This window comes from Aurantiacibacter luteus (assembly GCF_001010945.1).
In the GTDB taxonomy this organism is placed as follows: Bacteria; Pseudomonadota; Alphaproteobacteria; order Sphingomonadales; family Sphingomonadaceae; genus Alteraurantiacibacter; species Alteraurantiacibacter luteus.
The window spans coordinates 72,575-89,948 of sequence record NZ_LBHB01000003.1; the positions used below are offsets into that span (position 1 = coordinate 72,575).

General features: G+C 67.5%; 22 protein-coding genes. 12 read left to right on the plus strand and 10 right to left on the minus strand.

Translation table 11 applies throughout. The features are described from left to right. Positions 1-28: 28 nt before the first annotated feature. The 3 genes from AAW00_RS12015 to AAW00_RS12025 all read right to left on the minus strand — a co-directional run bounded on the left by AAW00_RS12015 (position 29) and on the right by AAW00_RS12025 (position 2,407). A complete protein-coding gene (locus AAW00_RS12015; RefSeq protein ID WP_052761929.1) occupies positions 29-595 on the minus strand; it encodes a fasciclin domain-containing protein in 567 nt (188 codons plus the stop codon). Positions 596-603: 8 nt separating this feature from the next. Continuing rightward, positions 604-1,707, minus strand: a complete 1,104-nt coding sequence (locus AAW00_RS12020; RefSeq protein ID WP_156170065.1) for a hypothetical protein — start codon at positions 1,705-1,707, stop codon at positions 604-606. Positions 1,708-1,792: 85 nt separating this feature from the next. Next, positions 1,793-2,407 (minus strand): lysozyme, encoded by a 615-nt coding sequence (locus tag AAW00_RS12025; protein WP_047004690.1) that lies wholly within the window; start codon positions 2,405-2,407, stop codon positions 1,793-1,795. 14 nt (positions 2,408-2,421) lie between these two features. Between AAW00_RS12025 and AAW00_RS15540 the strand changes: the two genes are divergently transcribed. From AAW00_RS15540 to AAW00_RS12045, 5 genes are all read left to right on the plus strand, one after another. Beyond that, positions 2,422-2,523 (plus strand): 2Fe-2S iron-sulfur cluster-binding protein, encoded by a 102-nt coding sequence (locus AAW00_RS15540; RefSeq protein ID WP_156170066.1) that lies wholly within the window; start codon positions 2,422-2,424, stop codon positions 2,521-2,523. A gap of 30 nt (positions 2,524-2,553) precedes the next feature. Further along, entirely contained in the window at positions 2,554-2,760 is a 207-nt protein-coding gene (locus AAW00_RS12030; protein ID WP_047004691.1) for a helix-turn-helix transcriptional regulator, read from the plus strand. After that, positions 2,757-3,422, plus strand: a complete 666-nt coding sequence (locus tag AAW00_RS12035) for a hypothetical protein (protein WP_047004692.1) — start codon at positions 2,757-2,759, stop codon at positions 3,420-3,422. The genes AAW00_RS12030 and AAW00_RS12035 overlap by 4 nt, the downstream gene beginning before the upstream one ends. 62 nt (positions 3,423-3,484) lie before the next feature. Next, positions 3,485-4,141: a hypothetical protein gene (locus AAW00_RS12040; RefSeq protein ID WP_047004693.1), complete on the plus strand. Its 657-nt coding sequence runs from the start codon at positions 3,485-3,487 to the stop codon at positions 4,139-4,141. A 269-nt stretch (positions 4,142-4,410) separates the two neighbouring features. Further along, positions 4,411-5,085, plus strand: coding sequence for a hypothetical protein (locus tag AAW00_RS12045; protein ID WP_047004694.1), 675 nt, complete (start codon positions 4,411-4,413; stop codon positions 5,083-5,085). 65 nt (positions 5,086-5,150) lie between these two features. On the opposite strand, the gene glnA is transcribed toward AAW00_RS12045, so the two are convergent. The 4 genes from glnA to AAW00_RS12065 form a co-directional block, all read right to left on the minus strand. Then, positions 5,151-6,560, minus strand: coding sequence for a type I glutamate--ammonia ligase (glnA, locus tag AAW00_RS12050; RefSeq protein ID WP_047004695.1), 1,410 nt, complete (start codon positions 6,558-6,560; stop codon positions 5,151-5,153). Positions 6,561-6,606: 46 nt separating this feature from the next. Further along, complete coding sequence (locus tag AAW00_RS12055; RefSeq protein WP_047004823.1) at positions 6,607-6,945, minus strand: P-II family nitrogen regulator; 339 nt, start codon at positions 6,943-6,945, stop codon at positions 6,607-6,609. Positions 6,946-7,180: 235 nt separating this feature from the next. Next, the gene (gene argC, locus AAW00_RS12060; RefSeq protein WP_047004696.1) at positions 7,181-8,107 is read right to left on the minus strand and encodes an N-acetyl-gamma-glutamyl-phosphate reductase; all 927 of its coding nucleotides are present in this window, start codon (positions 8,105-8,107) and stop codon (positions 7,181-7,183) included. Further along, complete coding sequence (locus AAW00_RS12065) at positions 8,107-8,478, minus strand: SH3 domain-containing protein (RefSeq protein ID WP_241461732.1); 372 nt, start codon at positions 8,476-8,478, stop codon at positions 8,107-8,109. The genes argC and AAW00_RS12065 overlap by 1 nt, the downstream gene beginning before the upstream one ends. A 170-nt stretch (positions 8,479-8,648) precedes the next feature. On the opposite strand from AAW00_RS12065, the gene AAW00_RS12070 reads away from it, so the two are divergent. Next, positions 8,649-9,605, plus strand: coding sequence for a fatty acid desaturase (locus AAW00_RS12070; RefSeq protein WP_206539332.1), 957 nt, complete (start codon positions 8,649-8,651; stop codon positions 9,603-9,605). Further along, complete coding sequence (locus AAW00_RS12075; protein WP_052761930.1) at positions 9,602-9,958, plus strand: diacylglycerol kinase; 357 nt, start codon at positions 9,602-9,604, stop codon at positions 9,956-9,958. The genes AAW00_RS12070 and AAW00_RS12075 overlap by 4 nt, the downstream gene beginning before the upstream one ends. On the opposite strand, the gene AAW00_RS12080 is transcribed toward AAW00_RS12075, so the two are convergent. Further along, positions 9,949-11,331, minus strand: a complete 1,383-nt coding sequence (locus AAW00_RS12080) for a leucyl aminopeptidase family protein (protein WP_047004698.1) — start codon at positions 11,329-11,331, stop codon at positions 9,949-9,951. The genes AAW00_RS12075 and AAW00_RS12080 overlap by 10 nt on opposite strands. Positions 11,332-11,377: 46 nt before the next feature. Here AAW00_RS12080 and AAW00_RS12085 point away from each other — a divergent pair, with 46 nt between their 5' ends. From AAW00_RS12085 to AAW00_RS12095, 3 genes are read left to right on the plus strand one after another with little or no spacing between them, the layout of a single operon-like run. Next, a complete protein-coding gene (locus AAW00_RS12085; RefSeq protein ID WP_052761931.1) occupies positions 11,378-12,220 on the plus strand; it encodes a DUF4163 domain-containing protein in 843 nt (280 codons plus the stop codon). 55 nt (positions 12,221-12,275) lie between these two features. After that, a complete protein-coding gene (gene map, locus AAW00_RS12090) occupies positions 12,276-13,100 on the plus strand; it encodes a type I methionyl aminopeptidase (RefSeq protein WP_047004699.1) in 825 nt (274 codons plus the stop codon). Positions 13,101-13,144: 44 nt separating this feature from the next. After that, complete coding sequence (locus AAW00_RS12095) at positions 13,145-14,389, plus strand: cation:proton antiporter (RefSeq protein WP_047004700.1); 1,245 nt, start codon at positions 13,145-13,147, stop codon at positions 14,387-14,389. Here the strand turns inward: AAW00_RS12095 and AAW00_RS12100 are convergent. Both AAW00_RS12100 and ccmA read right to left on the minus strand, forming a co-directional pair. Next, positions 14,386-15,045: a heme exporter protein CcmB gene (locus tag AAW00_RS12100; RefSeq protein WP_047004701.1), complete on the minus strand. Its 660-nt coding sequence runs from the start codon at positions 15,043-15,045 to the stop codon at positions 14,386-14,388. The genes AAW00_RS12095 and AAW00_RS12100 overlap by 4 nt on opposite strands. Continuing rightward, positions 15,042-15,614 (minus strand): heme ABC exporter ATP-binding protein CcmA, encoded by a 573-nt coding sequence (gene ccmA / locus AAW00_RS12105; RefSeq protein WP_047004702.1) that lies wholly within the window; start codon positions 15,612-15,614, stop codon positions 15,042-15,044. The genes AAW00_RS12100 and ccmA overlap by 4 nt, the downstream gene beginning before the upstream one ends. A 92-nt stretch (positions 15,615-15,706) precedes the next feature. Between ccmA and AAW00_RS12110 the strand changes: the two genes are divergently transcribed. Both AAW00_RS12110 and AAW00_RS12115 read left to right on the plus strand, forming a co-directional pair. Next, the gene (locus AAW00_RS12110; protein ID WP_047004703.1) at positions 15,707-17,080 is read left to right on the plus strand and encodes an APC family permease; all 1,374 of its coding nucleotides are present in this window, start codon (positions 15,707-15,709) and stop codon (positions 17,078-17,080) included. After that, entirely contained in the window at positions 17,077-17,370 is a 294-nt protein-coding gene (locus tag AAW00_RS12115) for a 4a-hydroxytetrahydrobiopterin dehydratase (RefSeq protein WP_047004704.1), read from the plus strand. Before AAW00_RS12110 ends, AAW00_RS12115 begins: the two co-directional genes overlap by 4 nt. The last annotated feature ends 4 nt before the right edge of the window (positions 17,371-17,374 follow it).

A 17,374-nucleotide genomic window follows, 5' to 3' on the forward strand; every position in this document is an offset into this window, starting at 1 on the left:
CGGCTCCCCTTTGTCGTTGCCTTTACGGTCAGCCTTCGGGATCAAAATCCGTCAGCACGGTATCGACAGGATAGACTACGCCGTTGGTGCCTTGCATCGATTGACCAAGCGTCGCCACCTGGTCGCCGTCCGTCTGCTTCACGGTCACGGCATCGCCGTCCTGCGTGAAGGTCAGCGTGCGCTCGCCCATCGTCTGCATTTCCACCGAACCGTCGCCCCGCTCGAGCGCGGCAGTGATGTCCTCGATCGTCATATAGCCGGGCACGATGTGGTCGCGCAGCACGGCGAGCAGCGCCGGACGCGCTTCCTCGCCCTCGAAATCGGGGCCGAGCGCAGCCATTGCCTCGTCGGTCGGGGCGAAGACGGTATAGGGCGCGTTCCCGTCGAAAGCGTCGGCGAGGCCGGCATCGTTCATCAGGTCCTTCACCGTGTCGAGCCCATCGCCCGAGGCGATCAGCGCCGAGAGCGTCTCCGAACTCATCTCCGCGCCTTCACCGGTTGCCGCCGCTTCCTCGTCCACCGGATCGTAGGAGCAGGCGGAAAGGCCGAGCGCGAGGGCCGAAGCGAGTGCGAGGAAGCGGGCCTTGCCCATCATCGCGCCCCTCACAGCAGCAACTCGATAGCGGCCTGGACGAGCTGCGTCGTTGGGTCGACCTGGTACACGTAACCGTTGTTGTAACGGTAATAGCTGTCCGGCGTATCGTAATACTGGTCACGGTAGCTGTAAGGCACGTTGTAGGCATCATAACCGCGCGGCATTGGCTGGCCCACCACGAAGTCGTTGCCCGTCAGCAGCGCCGCGATCGACTGGATCGCCGAGGTCTGCGGGTCGAGGCGGTAGACCACGTTGTCGGCATAGCGGTAATCGTTGCCGAAACCGTAATAGTCCGAATAGTACCGCGGCATCGAGTTGTAGCCGTAATTCGACGGCCACGGGTTGCCGACCGACAGCGCACCGCCGAACAGCGGGATGTAGCCGCCCACGCGGTTGCCGTCGTACCGCATCAGGTAACCGTCGTTGTAGTAGTAGTTGCCACTGTCGTAGCGCGACAGGCCCCACCAGTCGGGCGAGTAACGCGAGTAGCGGTCGCTATAGCGGTCCCAGTCGCCGCTCTGGCGCAGCTGGCCGGGAGGGTTACAGCCGTTGTTCTTGCGCGCGAGACCCGGCGGGCACCCGTCGAGCGGGGCGTAGTTGCGGGTGTTGACGTAATCGAAGAAATCGCCGTCGCGGTCGCGGTTCCAGTCGCGATAGTCGCGGCCGTAATCGGCGTAGCGACCGTCGCGCGTGTCGACTCGGTAGCCGTCGTTGCCGCGCGTTTCCACGCGGACGGCGCGGTCGGCGTTTCCGTTGCCGTTGCCATTCCCGGCATTCCCACGCGTTTGCGGACGCATGGCCTGGCCGTTGCCACCGCCGTTGCCGTTGCCGCGCGCATCATGCCCGCCACCGCGATTGCCGTTGCCGCGCATGTCCTGACCGCCGCCACCGCGATTGCCGTTGCCGTTGCCGTTGCCACGGTTGCCGCGCATCTCCTGCCCGCCCCCGCGATTGTCGCGCTGGGCGTTGCCGTTGCCGCCGCCGCCGTTGCCTTGGGCCTGCTGGCCGTTGCCGCGACCCTGGCCGTTGCCGTTTCCGTTTCCGTTGCCCTGCGCGAGAGCGGGCGTTGCCGCCATCGCCAGTGCCGAGACTGTTGCTATCCAGAATTTCATGGTTAGAACTCCTTTGCCCCATGAAACACGATACAATGGTGGTAAGTTCCGACCGAAGGTTAACCTCCGGCAACCCGCGACGAGTCTACCCGGGTTTGCGATAGAGCGCTGCTTCGGCGGCACGTCGGCGGACAAGGCCTTTCATGACGCGGCCGCCAGCGAAGCACCAGCGATCGAACTCACGCGACGCGCCCGCATGGTCGCCCGCCCTGTGCCTGCGGGTAAGCGTGGCGCGGGCGATCGCACCGGTGTTATAATGGAAACTGACCATGGCATCGAACTGGCTCTGGGTGGTCGGCGCGTCGCCGATGGCCGCCGCGACCTCGGCGGCATAACGGGCGAGATCGCTTTCGAGGCGCGCTTCGCACTCCGCCGCACTCCACACGGTGCCCTGGGCGATGCGCCCGCCGTGTACGTGGTCACGTCCCGTCGCGCCCCAGCCGATCGTCCATGGCGCGCCGCCGGTGCCGGGGTCGGGATAGGCTTCGAAAGCGCCGTCCGCGCGCCGCCTCGCGCAGCCCTCGAACCGCTTGATGAGAGCCACGCCTTCGGGCCCGATTTGCCACGGGGGAGCAGACGCGGCGCCCTCGTCCGACCGGCTCAGCCCGTCGAGCGCGGCGTCGATGGCATTGACCTCGCGCTGGCGCAGCGGGCGGCCGAGAAGGCGGCGGATGATGTCAAACACGGGCTTGCGGCGCATGGTGAGCTCCTGGAATGCGATGTGGGGCGGCGGGGCTAGGCAGCAAGCACAGCTGTAGGAAAGGAGCTTGCGGTACTTGTAAAGAGCTCTTGACTGACAAGAGGTCTTTACAGTAAAGAGCTCTTTACAGGCAGGTTGGAGATTCGGTGAAGAACCGCGTGAAGGAACACCGCGAGCGGGCGGGCTGGAGCCAGGGCGAACTCGCCCGGCGGCTCGGCGTGTCGCGGCAGACGATCAACGCGGTGGAGACCGACAAGTACGATCCCAGCCTGCCGCTGGCGCTGCGCATGGCGAAGCTGTTCGCCGTTGCCGTTCCGGACCTTTTCATCGACGAGTGGGAGCCCGAGGCATGACCGACACGACGACCAACATCGAAGCCGCCGACCGCAAGCGCCGCCTGAAGAAGACCGCCTTTGCCCTCTTTCTGGGCGGCGTCGTCGGCTTTCTCGGCGCGATGGCGGGGATGGAACTGGCCGACAGCGGAGCTTTTGGCGCCTTCGATCCCTCGCGCGAAATCGCGCTGCTGGTGGCCATCCTCTACGCCATTACCGGGCTCGGCATACTCGCCGGTATCGCCTTCCCGCGCGCCGGAGCGACGTTCCTCAATGTCGAGGATGCCGACGAACTCCGCGAACAGCGCGCCATGCTGACCATGAGCGGGCTCGGCATGACCCTGATGGGCGCGGCGCTTGCGGTGGTGGCGCTTGGCGGTGCCGACGGCGCGATAGCGCCGGGCACTGCCGTGGCCCTGTACGCCGTATTGAGCGTTGCTGCCGTCGTGCTCTCGGTGAAGACCTTGAAGCTGCAGGACGAACTGATGCGCGCCGTCGGCCGGCAGACCGGTATGGTCGCCTTCTACCTGCTGGCGCTGATCGGCGGCACTTGGGCCATGCTCGCCCACCTCGGCTTCGTGGCCGCTCCCGCGCCCCTCGACTGGCTGACGATGATCTGGTCGCTGATGCTGCTCGCCGCGTTCATCGTGGTGGCGCAGAAGGGCATGATGGTAATGCGTTGAAACTTAATCGGGCGTTCATGCGCGGGCGCAAGGATTGGGGTCAGGTTTTCAGGGGACCACACATGAACAGGACATTCGCCGGCGCCGCGCTCGCCGCCATTTGCATTCCCGCCGCGCCCGTCGCCGCGCAGGATGCGGAGTGGGTTTCCACCCTCGAGGGGCGCGCGCCTGCCGAAATGGGCCTGGTCCTGCTGGGAGAGCGCGACCATGCCGAGATCGTCGAGATCGTCGACCGGACGATGGGCATGACGCCCCCGGGAATGCGCGACTACGCCTTGTTGGAGCGTCCCGTGCGGATGGGCGATGCCTGCCAGCGCGTGCGCTGGGACGTGACGGCGGGGATTTCCGATGGCCTTTCGACCCGCTCGGCCTATGCCCGTCGCCAGGTCGCACTTGCGCCTGCCGACCCTTGCGAATTTGCCGACTATGCGACCCTCGCAGATGGGATCGAGGACGAGCAGGGCGTTGAATTGTTGCGCATGGCGAGCGCGCTGCACGAAACCGGCCGTCCGCTGGAATGCGGCGACGAGACCGCATCGGACCTCTGCCGCACCGACAACTACCTCCGCCTGCAACTGCGCTACCTGACCGCCACCCGCATCGCGCGCGACGGCGACAGCACGGTGGTCTGGTTCGGCGAGCCCTTCACCGAGGTCCGCGTGCCCGACGACGAGGGATCTCCGATCGCCGTCGTGCGCCGGGTTCCCGCGGTATTCTGACGAAAAAAAGGCCGCCCGGTTTCCCGGGCGGCCCTCTTGATCCGGTTACCGGTAGCGCTGGTTACATGCTGTAATAGAGATCGAATTCCACCGCGCTCGGGGTGGTTTCGACGCGCATGACCTCTTCCCACTTCAGCACGATGTACGCGTCGATCTGGTCCTTGGCGATGCTCTGGTCGCTGATTGCGCGCCGCTTTCATCGTGGTGGCTAGGAGGGGCATCGTGGGCATGCGTTGACAGGCACCGCTGACGCGACCAGATTTTTGGCCATGATACTGCGGACCCTGACTACCGGCATCATTTTGCTGGCCTTGGCGCGAGGCGCCGCGGCGCAGGATGTGGATCTTTCCTGGCGGGATCTCGACGGCCTTACTCCGGCGCAGATCGGTGACCGGGCGCTTGCCGGGCTCGACCATGAAGAGATCGTAGCGATCGAGGTGAACAGGGCCGCCTTGACTGCCCAAGGCGAGCATCGCGTCTTGCTTCACGAACTGCCCAAGCGATTGGGGGAGGTGGGATGCGTGAGGACGGTGTGGGATGTCACCCTACTGGACGCGCCCGACGTTTCGGAGCGGCATCGTCAAATGGCCCTCGCAGGCCGCAGAAGCGCAAAGCGTGTCGCATATTCACCGGACCGTCCATGTTTGTTTGCCGATTTCGTCAGGGTTAGCGGCATATCTCCAGAACAGGCTATGGCGGGACTGGCACATCTCGCCGAGTGGCGATCGCAAGAGCGCGCGTTGGAGTGTGGTGACACCTCTGGCTCCGACATCTGCACGAGGCCGCAGGCAGCCATTTCCATGGCTCGTCAGACGGCGCCGCTGGTGATCGGACGTGAAGGGGCGGAATGGTGGTACGCGTTGCGGCCGGGGACACGGCTGCGCTTGGCCGACGATCTGACTGCGCCCGCGCGGCTGGAATTGCGGATACCTGTGCCCTTCTAGCGAGAAGCGAAAGGGCCGCCCGGTTTCCCGAGCGACCCTCCTGATCCGGTTACCGGCAGCGCAGGTTACATGCTGTAGTAGAGGTCGAACTCCACCGCGCTCGGCGTCGTCTCGACGCGCATGACCTCTTCCCACTTGAGCTCGATGTAGGCGTCGATCTGGTCCTTGGTGAAGACGTCGCCGGCGAGCAGGAACTCGTGGTCCTTTTCCAGCTCGGTCAGCGCCTCGCGCAAGCTGCCGCACACGGTCGGCACTTCCTTCAACTCCTCGGGCGGCAGGTCGTAGAGGTTCTTGTCCATCGCCTCGCCGGGATGGATCTTGTTCTGGATGCCGTCGAGACCCGCCATCAGCAGCGCGGCATAGGCGAGGTAGGGGTTGGCCATCGCGTCGGGGAAGCGGAACTCCACGCGCTTGGCCTTTTCGCCCGAACCGTAGGGAATGCGGCACGATGCCGAGCGGTTGCGCGCCGAGTAGGCGAGCAGTACCGGCGCCTCGAACCCCGGAACCAGCCGCTTGTAGCTGTTGGTGGTGGGGTTGGTGAAGGCGTTCAGCGCCTTGGCGTGCTTGATGACGCCGCCGATGTAGTAGAGGCAGTTGTCCGACAGCCCGGCATAGCCGTTGCCGGCAAAGGTCGGCTTGCCGCCGTCCCAGATCGACATGTGGGTGTGCATGCCGCTGCCGTTGTCGTCCTTGATCGGCTTGGGCATGAAGGTCGCCGTCTTGCCGTAGGCGTGGGCGACCTGGTGCACGACGTACTTGTAGATCTGCATGCGGTCGGCGGTCTGCACCAGGGTGCCGAAGGTGAGGCCGAGCTCGTGCTGCGCGGCGGCCACCTCGTGGTGGTGCTTGTCGCAGGGCAGGCCCATTTCCAGCATGGTCGAGACCATCTCGCCGCGAATGTCGACGGCGCTGTCGATCGGGGCGACGGGGAAATAGCCGCCCTTCACGCGCGGGCGATGCGCCATGTTGCCGCTGTCGTAGTCGGTGCCGGTATTGGTCGGCAGTTCCACGTCATCGATCTGGAAGCCCGAACCGGCATAGCCGTCCTCGAAGCGGACGTCGTCGAACATGAAGAACTCGGCTTCCGGGCCGACATAGACGGTGTCGCCGATGCCGGTGGACTTGAGGTAGGCCTCGGCACGCTTGGCTGTGGTGCGCGGGTCGCGGCCGTAGCCTTCGCCCGTGCTCGGCTCCACGATGTCGCAGTTGACGATCATCATCGGGGTGGCGCTGAACGGGTCCATCCACACCTCCTCGAGGTCGGGCTTCAGGATCATGTCGCTCTCGTTGATGGCCTTCCACCCGGCGATGGAGGAGCCGTCGAACATCAGGCCTTCTTCAAGCTGGTCCTCGTCGAGCGCGCTCGCGACCATCGAGAGGTGCTGCCACTTGCCCTTGGGATCGGTGAAGCGAAGGTCGACCCACTCGATCTCCTCGTCCTTGATGCGCTTGATGATGTCGGATGCCTTGGACATGTCGTATTCCTTCAGATGGGTGTTCGATGATTGGGGTGGGGCGCTCTCAGAGCGCCGCGTCGTCCTGTTCGCCGGTGCGGATGCGGATGGCGGTCTGGATGTCGGAGACGAAGATCTTGCCGTCGCCGATGCGCCCGGTCTGCGCCGAGGCGGCGATGGCCTCGACGGTCGCCTCTGCCAGGGTGTCGGGCACGACGATTTCCAGCTTCACCTTGGGCAGGAAGTCGACGACGTATTCGGCCCCGCGATAAAGCTCGGTGTGGCCCTTCTGGCGGCCGAAGCCTTTGGCCTCGGTCACCGTGATGCCGGACACGCCGACCTCGTGCAGCGCGTCCTTCACCTCGTCCAGCTTGAACGGCTTGATGATGGCTTCGATCTTCTTCAACGGTCCCGTCCCTGTCAGCGAGCTGCAATCGGCGAGCGCGCGCTCGAAGCAGTTCAAGAATCGTGCCAGCGCGTCGGCGAACGGGTTAGACAATCGAGGCCGCGTGCGAAAGGGCCCATTCGCAACATTCGCCCCGATTTACCGCAGTCGGCGGAAGATTCGTGCGCAGCTGCCTGACGCTCGGCGAAAGGCGTGGGCAATCGACGTGCAGTGCTGCCCAAACCTTGGGCAGGGGTCAGACCCGGAGGCCGGCGAGTTCGTCCGTTCCCGCCATCAGGTTCAGGCACTGCACCGCAGCCCCGCTCGCGCCCTTGCCGAGATTGTCGAGCATGGCGACGAGCCGCGCGCGGCTGCCGTCGGCACTGCCCAGCACCCACAGGTCGAGGCGATCGGACGGCGGCACACCTTCGCGCAGCACCAGTTCCGACGGCGCGCCCTCGTGCACGGTGACGAGGCGCGAGGCCTCGTAATAGCGGGCGAGTTCGGCGCGCAGGCGGTCGGGCGCGGCGGCGGTGCGCATGGCCGAAACCGGCAGCGGCACCTCCACCAGCATCCCGCGGAAGGCCGGGACCACCGAGGGCGCGAAGACCGGGGTGTGGTTGACGCCCGACTTGGCCTGCATCTCGGGCAGGTGCTTGTGGTCGAGGGAGAGGGCGTAGGTACGGAAGGCGAGATCGTCTTCCTCGCCGTAGCGCGCGATCAGGCTCTTGCCGCCGCCCGAATAGCCGGAGACGGCGTTGACGGTGTAGGGCCAGTCGCGCGGCAGCAGCCCGGCGCGCACCAGCGGGGCCATCAGCGCTATGAACCCGGTTGGATAGCACCCGGGGTTCGATACCCGGCTGGCCTGCGCCACCACGCCGGGGCCGACGATCTCGGGAAAGCCGTAAATCCACCCCGGCGCGGTGCGGTGCGCGCTGGAGGCATCGATGATGCGCGTGCCGGCATCGGGCGCGAGCATGGCCACAGCCTCGCGCGCGGCTTCGTCGGGCAGGCACAGGATGGCGAAATCGGCAAAGTCGAGCGCTGACTTGCGGCAGGCGGGATCCTTGCGCTCGGCATCGGATAGCTGGATCAGCTCGAACTCGTCGCGCCCCGCCAGCCGCTCGCGGATCTCGATGCCGGTGGTGCCCTCGGCACCGTCGATGAATAGGTTATAGGCCATCAGCCCAGCATTTCGAGCCGGTCCGCCCGCACGTATCCCACCGGGCCTTCCAGCGACAGGCAGCCCCAGGCCCACTTGCCCGCCACGTCGAGCACCTCGAAGCTGTCGCCTTCCATCAGCGTGCACAGTTCCTCGGCGCCATCACGCGCATCGGCCAGCAGCGGCGCCCCGCCGGGCATGACGGTCCGCGGCTGGGGTACGGCGTAGTGGGGGACAAAATGCGTGCCGACGAGGCCGACGTGCGCAAGGTCGCCGCGCAGCGGTACCCGCCGCGGATCGACGCGCGCCTGCGGCCCGGCGAGTGTGTAGGGCCCATGCGGGTGCGAGGGCGCGAGCCCGGCGTCGCTGGTCGGATTGTCGGTCTGGCTCAAGCGCCGCTCACATCAACTCTGTTGCCCCGTCCAAGCGGCGCTTAGACCGTGGATTGCGGCGGGGCAACCCATGCCGCCGGGAGGCTCGCCACACGGCCTTTGCCGTTGCGGCGGATGTCTCCAGATTGTAACATGATGAAAATGTATGGTGACTTGGGGGGGATATGCCGATGGCCTACCTGCTTGCCGAGGGACACGAGCCCCATGCCGAAAGGCGCCGCGCCATACTTCGCGCCCATCCCGAGATTCGCGACTTGCTGGGGCCCGAGCCGCGCACCTTTTGGTGCATCGCGCTGGTGTGGCTGGCGCAGATGGCCGCCGCCGCGCTGGCTGCGCAACTTCCGGTCTGGGCCATGGTGCTCGCCGCCTACTGCGTGGGCGCGGTCGTCGCGCTGGCGCTATGGACGCTGCTGCACGAATGCACGCACGACCTGGTGTTCGGCACGGTGCGCGCGAACCGGATGCTGGGCCTTGTCGCCTCGCTGCCGCTGGTGCTGCCGGTGGCCGAGAGTTTCCGCAAGTATCACCTCCTGCATCACCGCCACCCGGGCGACCCCGTCCTCGACGGTGACGTGGCGAGCGCTTGGGAGTGCCGGCTGGTCGGCAACAGTGCGTGGCGCAAGGCGCTGTGGCTGATGGCAGGGCCCCTCATGCAGTCCTTGCGGCCCGGGCGGATGACAGGGGTTCCGCTGGCCGACCGCGCCATGGTGACCAACCTTCTGGCGCAACTGGTATTCGACCTTGCCGTGGTCGCGCTGCTCGGCTGGCAGGCGCTCGCTTACCTGTTTCTGGCCAATTGCTTCGCCCTGGGGCTGCACCCGCTCGGCGGGCGCTGGATCCAGGAGCACTATGCGCTTGCGCCGGGGCAGGAGACGTTCTCCTACTACGGGCCGATGAATCGCGCGGTTTTCAACGCCGGCTACCACGTCGAGCATCACGACATGCCCCGCATCCCGTGGAACCGGCTGCCGCGCCTGCGCGTCACCGCCAGCGAATTCTACGATGGGCTGTACGCCCACCGCTCGTGGAGCGCGCTGCTGTTGCGTTTCATCACTGATCCGGCGATCACGCTGGAGAGCCGGATGGTCCGGCCTGCGAATGCGCCGAATGAGGTCAGGCCCGCATGAAGAATTCCTCGCTGCTGGGCCGCACGCGGTTCAGCCTCAATGGCTGGAGCACCGCATGGCGCAGCGAGGGGAGCCTGCGCCTGCACGTCGCCGTCTCGCTCGTCGCGATGGCCGCGCTGGCCATGGCGGGGGCGAGCGCGTGGTGGCTGGCCGTGGTCGCCTTCGCCGTCGCCGCGTGCTGGGCGGTGGAACTGCTCAACGCCGCGATCGAGGCGCTGTGCGATACGCTGCACCCCGAACACCACCCCGGCATAGGCGCGACCAAGGACATCGCCTCGGCCGCCGCCTTTACCGTGAATATGGGACTTTTCGTGCTGGTCGCGCTGGCGCTCTACGTCGCGCTTCAGCCGTAGCGGCCGCGCAGCATGTGGAAGGCGGCGCGCAGCCCCAGCGCCGCGCCACCCTTGGGCCTGCCGGGCTTGGGGAAGGGCCGCCAGGCAAAGGTATCGAAGTGCGCCCAGTCAATCCCCTCGCCCACGAACCTGTCGAGGAAGCTCGCCGCCACGCTCGCCCCGGCAAAGGCGTTGGTGTGGGCGTTGGAGGTATCGGCGATGTCGGACTTGAGCCACTCGGCATAGCCTTCGTGGATCGGCAGCCGCCAGGGCGCATCGTCGTGGGCCCCGCCCGCTTCGAGGAGCTGGTCGGCGGTCTGGTCGCGGCGGGCGAAGAGGGCGGGCAGGTCAGGCCCCACGGCCACGCGAGCGGCGCCGGTCAGCGTGGCGAAGTCGATGATGAGGTCGGGGTCGCTCTCGCTGGCGAGGGTGAGCGCGTCGCCGAGGATGAGCCGCCCCTCGGCATCGGTATTGCCGATCTCCACCGTCAGCCCCTTGCGGCTGTCCAGCACGTCGCCGGGGCGAAAGGCGTTGGAGGAGATGGCGTTCTCCACCGCGGGCACGACGCAATGCAGCCGCACCTTGAGGCCGGTCTGCATGATGAGCTCGCTGAGCGCCAGCGCGTGCGCCGCGCCGCCCATGTCCTTCTTCATCAGCAGCATCCCGGTAGAGCTCTTGATGTCGAGCCCGCCCGAATCGAAGGTCACGCCCTTGCCGACGATCGCCACGCGCGGGTGGGCGGGGTCGCCCCATTCGAAGTGGATGAGGCGCGGGGCGTGCTTGCGCGCGGCGGCGCGGCCGACGGCGTGGACCATGGGGAAACCCGTTTCCAGCGCGTCGCCCTGCACCACCTCCAGCTTCGCGCCGTGCGCCTTGGCGATGCGCCCGGCCTCTTCCTCCAGCGCGGCGGGGCCCATGTCTTCGGCGGGGGTGTTGACGAGATCGGCGACGAGCATGGCGGCGCGCGCCTCCGCCTGCATTAGCGCGATCTTTGCCACGTCCTGCGTCAGCAGCACGCGCGGACCCTCGGCTTCCTCGTCCTTGCGGTAAGGGGTGAAGCGGTATTGCGCCGTCTGCCAGCCGAACAGGCCGGGGCCGGGCTGGGTGCCTTCGAGGCGGTAGGTACCTGCGGGCAGCTCTTCCGCCAGGCGGGCGAGGCACCAGCTGGAAAGCTCGTCCGGATTGGCGACGCCGCCGACCGCGAACCAGCCCTCTCCCTCGGGCACGATGCCGACCTGGTAGCCGCCGCCGTTGAACTTCTGCGCCGCCAGTGCCGCGCGCTGCGGCCCGCTCAGGCCCTTGGCGAAGGCATCGAAGCTGTCCTTGTTGACGAGGTGGATGGCGATGGCGTCCTGCCCACGGTCGGGCTGGATCAGGTCGGTGTCTCGGCTCATGGAATATCGCTTGCCGTTTTCCTTGCGCTTTGGAAAGGGTGCGGACGTGACCTCGCGACGATTCACCTGGCTGGCGGTTCCCCCGTTGCTGGCCATTGCCGCCTCGCTGGGTGGCTGCGACCGGTTGTTCGGCACCGCGCCCGATCCCGTCGCCACGCCCTCTCCCAGCGCCGCGCCCACACCCTCCGCTTCCGCCGCCGCGACCGCCAGCGTCGACGGTGCCAAGCAGGTGCGCGAGGAAACCGACACCTTCCTGTTCGAATATTCCTGGCCGACCGAGGCGGGCGAAATCCCGGCGCTGGCACAGTGGCTGCAGACTAGGCTCGACCGGAAGCGCGAACAGCTGGCAAACGACGCGCGGCGCGGGCGCGAGGCGGCGCGCGGCAACGGTTTCCCGTTCAACCAGTATTCCTCCGACACGAAGTGGACCGTGGTGGCCGATATTCCCGGCTGGCTTAGCATGTCGGCCGAACTGTCCAGCTACGAGGGCGGGGCGCACGGCAATTTCGGTTATGACACGATGGTATGGGACAAGACCCGCAACGTGGCGCTGGAGCCGATCGGCTTCTTCACCTCCGCCGAGGCGCTCGACGGAGTTCTGGGCGAGCGATTGTGCGAGGAACTGAACGCCGAGCGCGCCCGGCGTCGCCGCGATGCCGTGCCCGAGGGGACGGACGACCTGTTCAATGCCTGCGTCACCCCCGACGAGACGAACGTGCTGCTCGGGTCCGAAAGCGGCGAGAAATTCGACCGCATCGGCATCCAGATCGCGCCCTATATCGCCGGCCCCTGGGCCGAGGGCACTTACGACTTCAGCTTCGATGTCGACGACGATATCCTTGCCATCGTGCGACCCGAATACCGCGAGGCCTTCGCCCAGCGCAATTGAGCCGCTCTTCCGGCGCCACTCGCATTTCCCGCGTTCTTGCCCTACATGGGCGGGCATGACGCAATACCAGCACGTGACCGCCGACACCTCCATCTACCGCGACGGCACCATCAAGCTCCACGGGCCCGAGGGGTTCGAGGGGATGAGGAAGGCCGGCCAGCTCGCCGCCGCCATCCTCGACGAGATGGCCGGCATGGTGCAGCCCGGCGTCAGCACCGAGGAGCTGGACCGCAAGGTGCGCGAGATGACGCTCGATGGCGGCGCCGTGCCCGCGACGCTCGGCTACCGTGGCTACACCCACTCGTGCTGCATCAGCATCAACCACGTGGTCTGCCACGGCATCCCCAGCGACAAGCGGCTGAAGGACGGCGACATCGTCAACATCGACGTGACCCCGCTGCTCGACGGCTGGCACGGCGATACCAGCCGCATGTATTTCGCTGGCGAGCCCTCGATCAAGGCGAAGCGGCTGGTCGAGGTGACCTACGAATGCTTGATGATCGGTATCGCCGAGGCGAAGCCGGGGGCGCGGCTGGGCAATATCGGCGCGGCGATCCAGGCCCATGCCGAGCGCCAACGCTACGGCGTCGTGCGCGATTTCTGCGGCCATGGCCTCGGCCGCCTGTTCCACGACGCGCCCGAGGTGGTCCACGCCGCCCGCGCGGGAACGGGGCCCGAACTGAAGCCCGGCATGTTCATGACCATCGAGCCGATGATCAATCTCGGCCGCCCGGCGGTGAAGCTGCTCAACGACGGCTGGACCGCGGTGACCCGCGACAAGAGCCTGTCGGCCCAGTTCGAGCACTCGATCGGCATCACCGACGAAGGCTGCGAGATCTTTACGCAGAGCGCCAAGGGGCTGCACCAGCCGCCTTATTGATCGCGCGCGGCACTTAGTCGTGGGCCCGGCGTTGACCGGGTTCCATGTACGAATTCGACAGCTATCACATTCTGCTGGCCGGTGCCGGCGCGATCATCATCGCGTCCTACTGGCTGCCGCGCTTCTTTTCCGGGCGTGAGCCGGCCGCCGCGCCCGTGCTGATCCTGACGGGCCTGCTGCTGTTCCTGTTCGTACCCGGAATGCCCGCTGCCATCGACCCGCTGCAAAACCCGCGCGTGTGGGAGGTGACGGCGGAACTCGCCGTCATCATCGGCCTGTTCGGCGTGGGCCTCAGGATCGACAAGCTGTTCGGTCACGGCCTGTGGACGCCAACCCTGCGGCTGTTAATACTGGGCATGCCGCTCACCATCATCTCGCTGGCGCTGTTCGGATGGTGGGCGGCGGGCATGACGCTGGCAGGCGGGCTGCTGCTTGGCGCCATCCTCGCCCCGACCGACCCGGTGCTGGCGGGCGACGTGCAGGTCGGCCCCCCGCTCGAGGGCGGCGAGCATCCGGTGCGCTATGCGCTGACGACCGAGGCGGGCCTCAACGATGGGCTCGCCTTTCCGTTCGTCCACCTCGGCGTGGCGATCGCCACCGCTGGCGCGGTGACCGGCGGGCTGCTGGCCGAATGGGCGCTGATCGACGTCGCCTACCGCATCGCCGTGGGCGCGCTGGGCGGTGCGGCGGCGGGCTGGTTGCTCGGCCGCATCCTGTTCTTCTGGCCGCGCTCCAACGCGCTCTCGCAGACCCAATCGGGCGTCATCGCCTTTGCCGGGGTGATCTTCGCCTACGGCATGACCGAACTGATCGAGGGCTACGGCTTCATCGCCGCCTTCGTGGCCGGACTGGTTCTGCGCCGGGTGGAATCGGAGGACCATTTCCACGAGCGGCTGCACAGCTTCTCCGAGGCGCTCGAACACACGCTCACCGCCATCATCCTCGTCGCGCTGGGCGCGGCGATCCCCTTGCTGTGGCCATACCTCGACTGGAGCCACGCGCTGATCGGCCTGGCGCTTATCTTCGTCATCCGTCCGATTTTCGGCTGGCTGTCGCTGGCGGGCGCGGGGCTCAAGACGCGCGAGCGATGGACCGTGGCCCTTTACGGCATCCGCGGCATCGGCTCGATCTACTACCTTGCCTACGCTGGCCACCACGTGGAGCTAGTGGACGAGGGCGCGCTATGGGCGACGGTGGCCTTTACCATCGTCGTCTCCGCCTTCGTCCACGGCCTCAGCGCAGGTGTCGCGGTGGGCCGGGCGACCGGCGAAGAGGAAGTCCCCGCCTAACCCTCGCGCGCCGCACGGATCGCCGCGCCGCCCGCAAACGGTGCGATGGCGGCGAGCAGCAGGCTGATCGCCGCGCACAGCGTCAGCCCACCTTGGCCGCCGGTCGCCAGCGCACCTGCGCCGAACACCAGCAACGGCACCGCCAGCGGGATCACCAGCAGCCCGGCGAGCGCCGTCCCGCCGCGCAGGCCAACGGTCAGCGCGGCGATGATGACGCCGATGGCAGCGAGGCCGGGGGTGCCCGCCAGCAGGCCCAGTTCGAGCACGCGCAGCGTCGCGCCATCGAGGCCGAGCAGGGCGCTTGCGGGGAGCGCCGCCAGCATGAGCAAGGGCCCGAAGCTGAGCCAGTGGGCCAGCATCCGCACCGCCACCGCCAGTTCCTCCGATATGCCGCGCAAGGCCAGCTGGTCGACGAAGCCGGTCCCCAGGTCGGGCGCGAAGAGGCGGTCCAGCGGCAAGATTGCGGCGAGAAGCGCGGCGACCCAGATCACCCCGCCGCCGGTGCGCGCCAGCAGAGCGGCATCCGGCCCCACGGCGAAGGGGAAGAGCATGGCAACGGCGAGGAAGAACAGCAGCGGCAGCAGCGTGCTCCCTCTCCCGCTGCCGGGCAGCAGCAGCACGAGGTCGCGGCGCAGCAGGGTGAGCGCCGTGGTCATGCGGCGTGGTCCGGCAGGTGGAAGGTTCGGCCCGAGGCGAGGGCGAAGGGCTGGTGGCTGGCGATCACCGCCACCCCGCCTGCGCCGAGGTGCTCGGCCACCATTGCTTCCACCAGCGCCGCGCCGGCAGCGTCGAGCCCGTTGAGAGGCTCGTCGAGCAGCCAGATGGGTGCGCCCTGACCGGTCAGCCGGGCGAGCGCGGCGCGTTTGCGCTGGCCTGTGGAGAGGTAGCGCACCGGCACGTCGATGAGGTCGGCAAGACCGAGCGCCTCAAGGTCCGCTGAGCCGCCGTCGAGCCGCTCCCAGAAGGCCAGCGCCCGTCCCAGCGGCAGGTGCTCGTCGAAAGCCAGGCGGCCGTCGACCAGCGCCGCCGCGCCCGCCCGCTCCACGCTGCCAGCGAATGGCCGCAAGAGACCGGCGAGGATGCGGATCAGGCTCGACTTGCCGCAGCCGTTGGGTCCGGTCACGTGCAGTGCCTTGCCGCTTTCCAGCGCGAACGAAACCCCGCGAAACAGCACCCGGTCGCCGCGGCGGCATGCGAGATCGAGCGCGGAAAGGCAGGCATCCATGCACGGCAGCGATAGAGAGCCGCGCCCGAACTGCCAAGCGGTGCCAGTACACCCTACTTGCCAAAGCCCGCTCTGCGCCGCACCAAGGCGCGATGGACAACGAAACAACGACGATCGGCGAAAACGTGCGATCGAGAGGCCACCTGCTGCGCGTGCTGGGCGTGGTCTTCGGCCTTGCCGCCGTGGTCGGATCGGTCATCGGGCAGGGCATCCTGCGCTCGCCCGGCGTGGTGGCGGAAGCGACGGGGTCTGAGACGCTCATCGTCGCGCTGTGGATCGCGGGCGCGCTGCTCAACTGCCTGCTGGCGCTGGGCTTCGCCGAGCTCGGCGCGGCCATACCGCAGGCGGGCGGACCCTTTGCCTTTGCGCGCCGCGCCTTCGGGCCGAAGACCGCGCTGCTGGTCGCCTGCATCATGTTCGTCGCGCTCTATTCCAGCCTCGCCTACCTCGCCTTCGTGGTCGGAGAATTCCTCGTCCGCCTCGGCGTAGGCGGCGGCGCGATAGAGCCGCAGTGGTTCGGCATCGCCGCGCTGGCGCTGTTCGCGCTGGTCAACGCGCTCGGCACGCGCATCAGCGGGGCGAGCCAGGTGCTGCTCTCGACCGTCAAGGGGCTCGTGCTGATCGGCCTCGTCATCGTGCTCTTCGCCAGCCCCGGTGCCACGGTGGAGGCGGGCGGCGAGGTGCTGCGCGGCGGCTGGCTGCCCATCGGCACGGCGCTGCTCGTCATCCTGACGACTTACGACGGCTGGTGGAACGTCGTCATGTACGGCGAGGAAGTGAAGGACCCGGGCCGCACCATCCCGCGCGCGCTGTTCGGCGGTATCCTGGGTGTGGCGGTGATCTACGTCCTCGTGAACCTCGCCATGCTGCACGTCCTGACGCCTGAGCAGATGGCCGGCTCCACCCTCGTCGCCGCCGATGCCGCGGGGGCAATGTTCGGGGAGCAGGCGGACTTCGCGCTGACCTGCTTCGGCGTGCTGTCGGTGGGGGCGATCACCAACCTGATGGTGATGAACTACACCCGCTTCACCTATGCCTTTGCGAGAGCCGGCCTGCTGCCGGCCGCGCTCGCCACGGTGAGCCGCAATGGCACCCCCATCCGCGCCATGCTGCTGCCGGTCATCGCCGCGTCGGTCTTCATCCTGACGGGCAGCTACAGCGAGCTCGTGAGCCTCGCGCAGACGGTGTGGCTGGTGGTCTTCATCCTCGTCAACGCCGCGGTCATCGCGCTTCGCCGCCGCGAGCCCGACCTGCCGCGCCCGTTCCGCGTGCCGCTCTACCCGGTTTCCATCTGGGCGGCGCAGCTGGTGCTGGTGGCGCTGCTCGTCATCTTCATCGCGCAGGACCCGTGGTATTCGCTCGCCGGCTTCGTGCTGTCGGCCGCGCTGTGGGCGGGCTACCTTCTGCTTGCGCGGGCCAGCGGCGAGCCCCATTTCGGCGCGATCGACGCGGAGGACCTGCAATGAGCGTGACAAGGCTGACCCGGGCCGAGGCCGAGGGCGAGATGGCGACACTCGAGGGTTGGGAGTTCAGCCGAGAAGGCGAGGCCATCCGCCGCTTCTTTAAGTTCGCCGACTTCGTGGAGGCCTGGGGCTTCATGAACCGCGTGGCGCTGCTGGCGGAAAAAGCCGACCACCATCCCGAGTGGTCCAACGTCTACAACCGCGTGGAGATCGAACTGACCACGCACGACTGCGACGGGCTTTCCCACCGCGACTTCGAACTGGCGAGCGCCATCGATGCGCTGATGCGGTGAGCGG

Coding starts and splice junctions, on each gene's coding strand:
- AAW00_RS12070 (WP_206539332.1), top strand. CDS start 8,649: ATGGCCTACCTGCTTGCCGAGGGACACGAGCCCCATGCCGAAAGGCGC.
- ccmA (WP_047004702.1), bottom strand. CDS start 15,614: ATGGATGCCTGCCTTTCCGCGCTCGATCTCGCATGCCGCCGCGGCGAC.
- map (WP_047004699.1), top strand. CDS start 12,276: ATGACGCAATACCAGCACGTGACCGCCGACACCTCCATCTACCGCGAC.
- AAW00_RS12110 (WP_047004703.1), top strand. CDS start 15,707: ATGGACAACGAAACAACGACGATCGGCGAAAACGTGCGATCGAGAGGC.
- AAW00_RS12025 (WP_047004690.1), bottom strand. CDS start 2,407: ATGCGCCGCAAGCCCGTGTTTGACATCATCCGCCGCCTTCTCGGCCGC.
- AAW00_RS15540 (WP_156170066.1), top strand. CDS start 2,422: ATGCGATGTGGGGCGGCGGGGCTAGGCAGCAAGCACAGCTGTAGGAAA.
- AAW00_RS12035 (WP_047004692.1), top strand. CDS start 2,757: ATGACCGACACGACGACCAACATCGAAGCCGCCGACCGCAAGCGCCGC.
- AAW00_RS12040 (WP_047004693.1), top strand. CDS start 3,485: ATGAACAGGACATTCGCCGGCGCCGCGCTCGCCGCCATTTGCATTCCC.
- AAW00_RS12115 (WP_047004704.1), top strand. CDS start 17,077: ATGAGCGTGACAAGGCTGACCCGGGCCGAGGCCGAGGGCGAGATGGCG.
- argC (WP_047004696.1), bottom strand. CDS start 8,107: ATGGCCTATAACCTATTCATCGACGGTGCCGAGGGCACCACCGGCATC.
- glnA (WP_047004695.1), bottom strand. CDS start 6,560: ATGTCCAAGGCATCCGACATCATCAAGCGCATCAAGGACGAGGAGATC.
- AAW00_RS12095 (WP_047004700.1), top strand. CDS start 13,145: ATGTACGAATTCGACAGCTATCACATTCTGCTGGCCGGTGCCGGCGCG.
- AAW00_RS12045 (WP_047004694.1), top strand. CDS start 4,411: ATGATACTGCGGACCCTGACTACCGGCATCATTTTGCTGGCCTTGGCG.
- AAW00_RS12100 (WP_047004701.1), bottom strand. CDS start 15,045: ATGACCACGGCGCTCACCCTGCTGCGCCGCGACCTCGTGCTGCTGCTG.
- AAW00_RS12020 (WP_156170065.1), bottom strand. CDS start 1,707: ATGAAATTCTGGATAGCAACAGTCTCGGCACTGGCGATGGCGGCAACG.
- AAW00_RS12015 (WP_052761929.1), bottom strand. CDS start 595: ATGATGGGCAAGGCCCGCTTCCTCGCACTCGCTTCGGCCCTCGCGCTC.
- AAW00_RS12075 (WP_052761930.1), top strand. CDS start 9,602: ATGAAGAATTCCTCGCTGCTGGGCCGCACGCGGTTCAGCCTCAATGGC.
- AAW00_RS12080 (WP_047004698.1), bottom strand. CDS start 11,331: ATGAGCCGAGACACCGACCTGATCCAGCCCGACCGTGGGCAGGACGCC.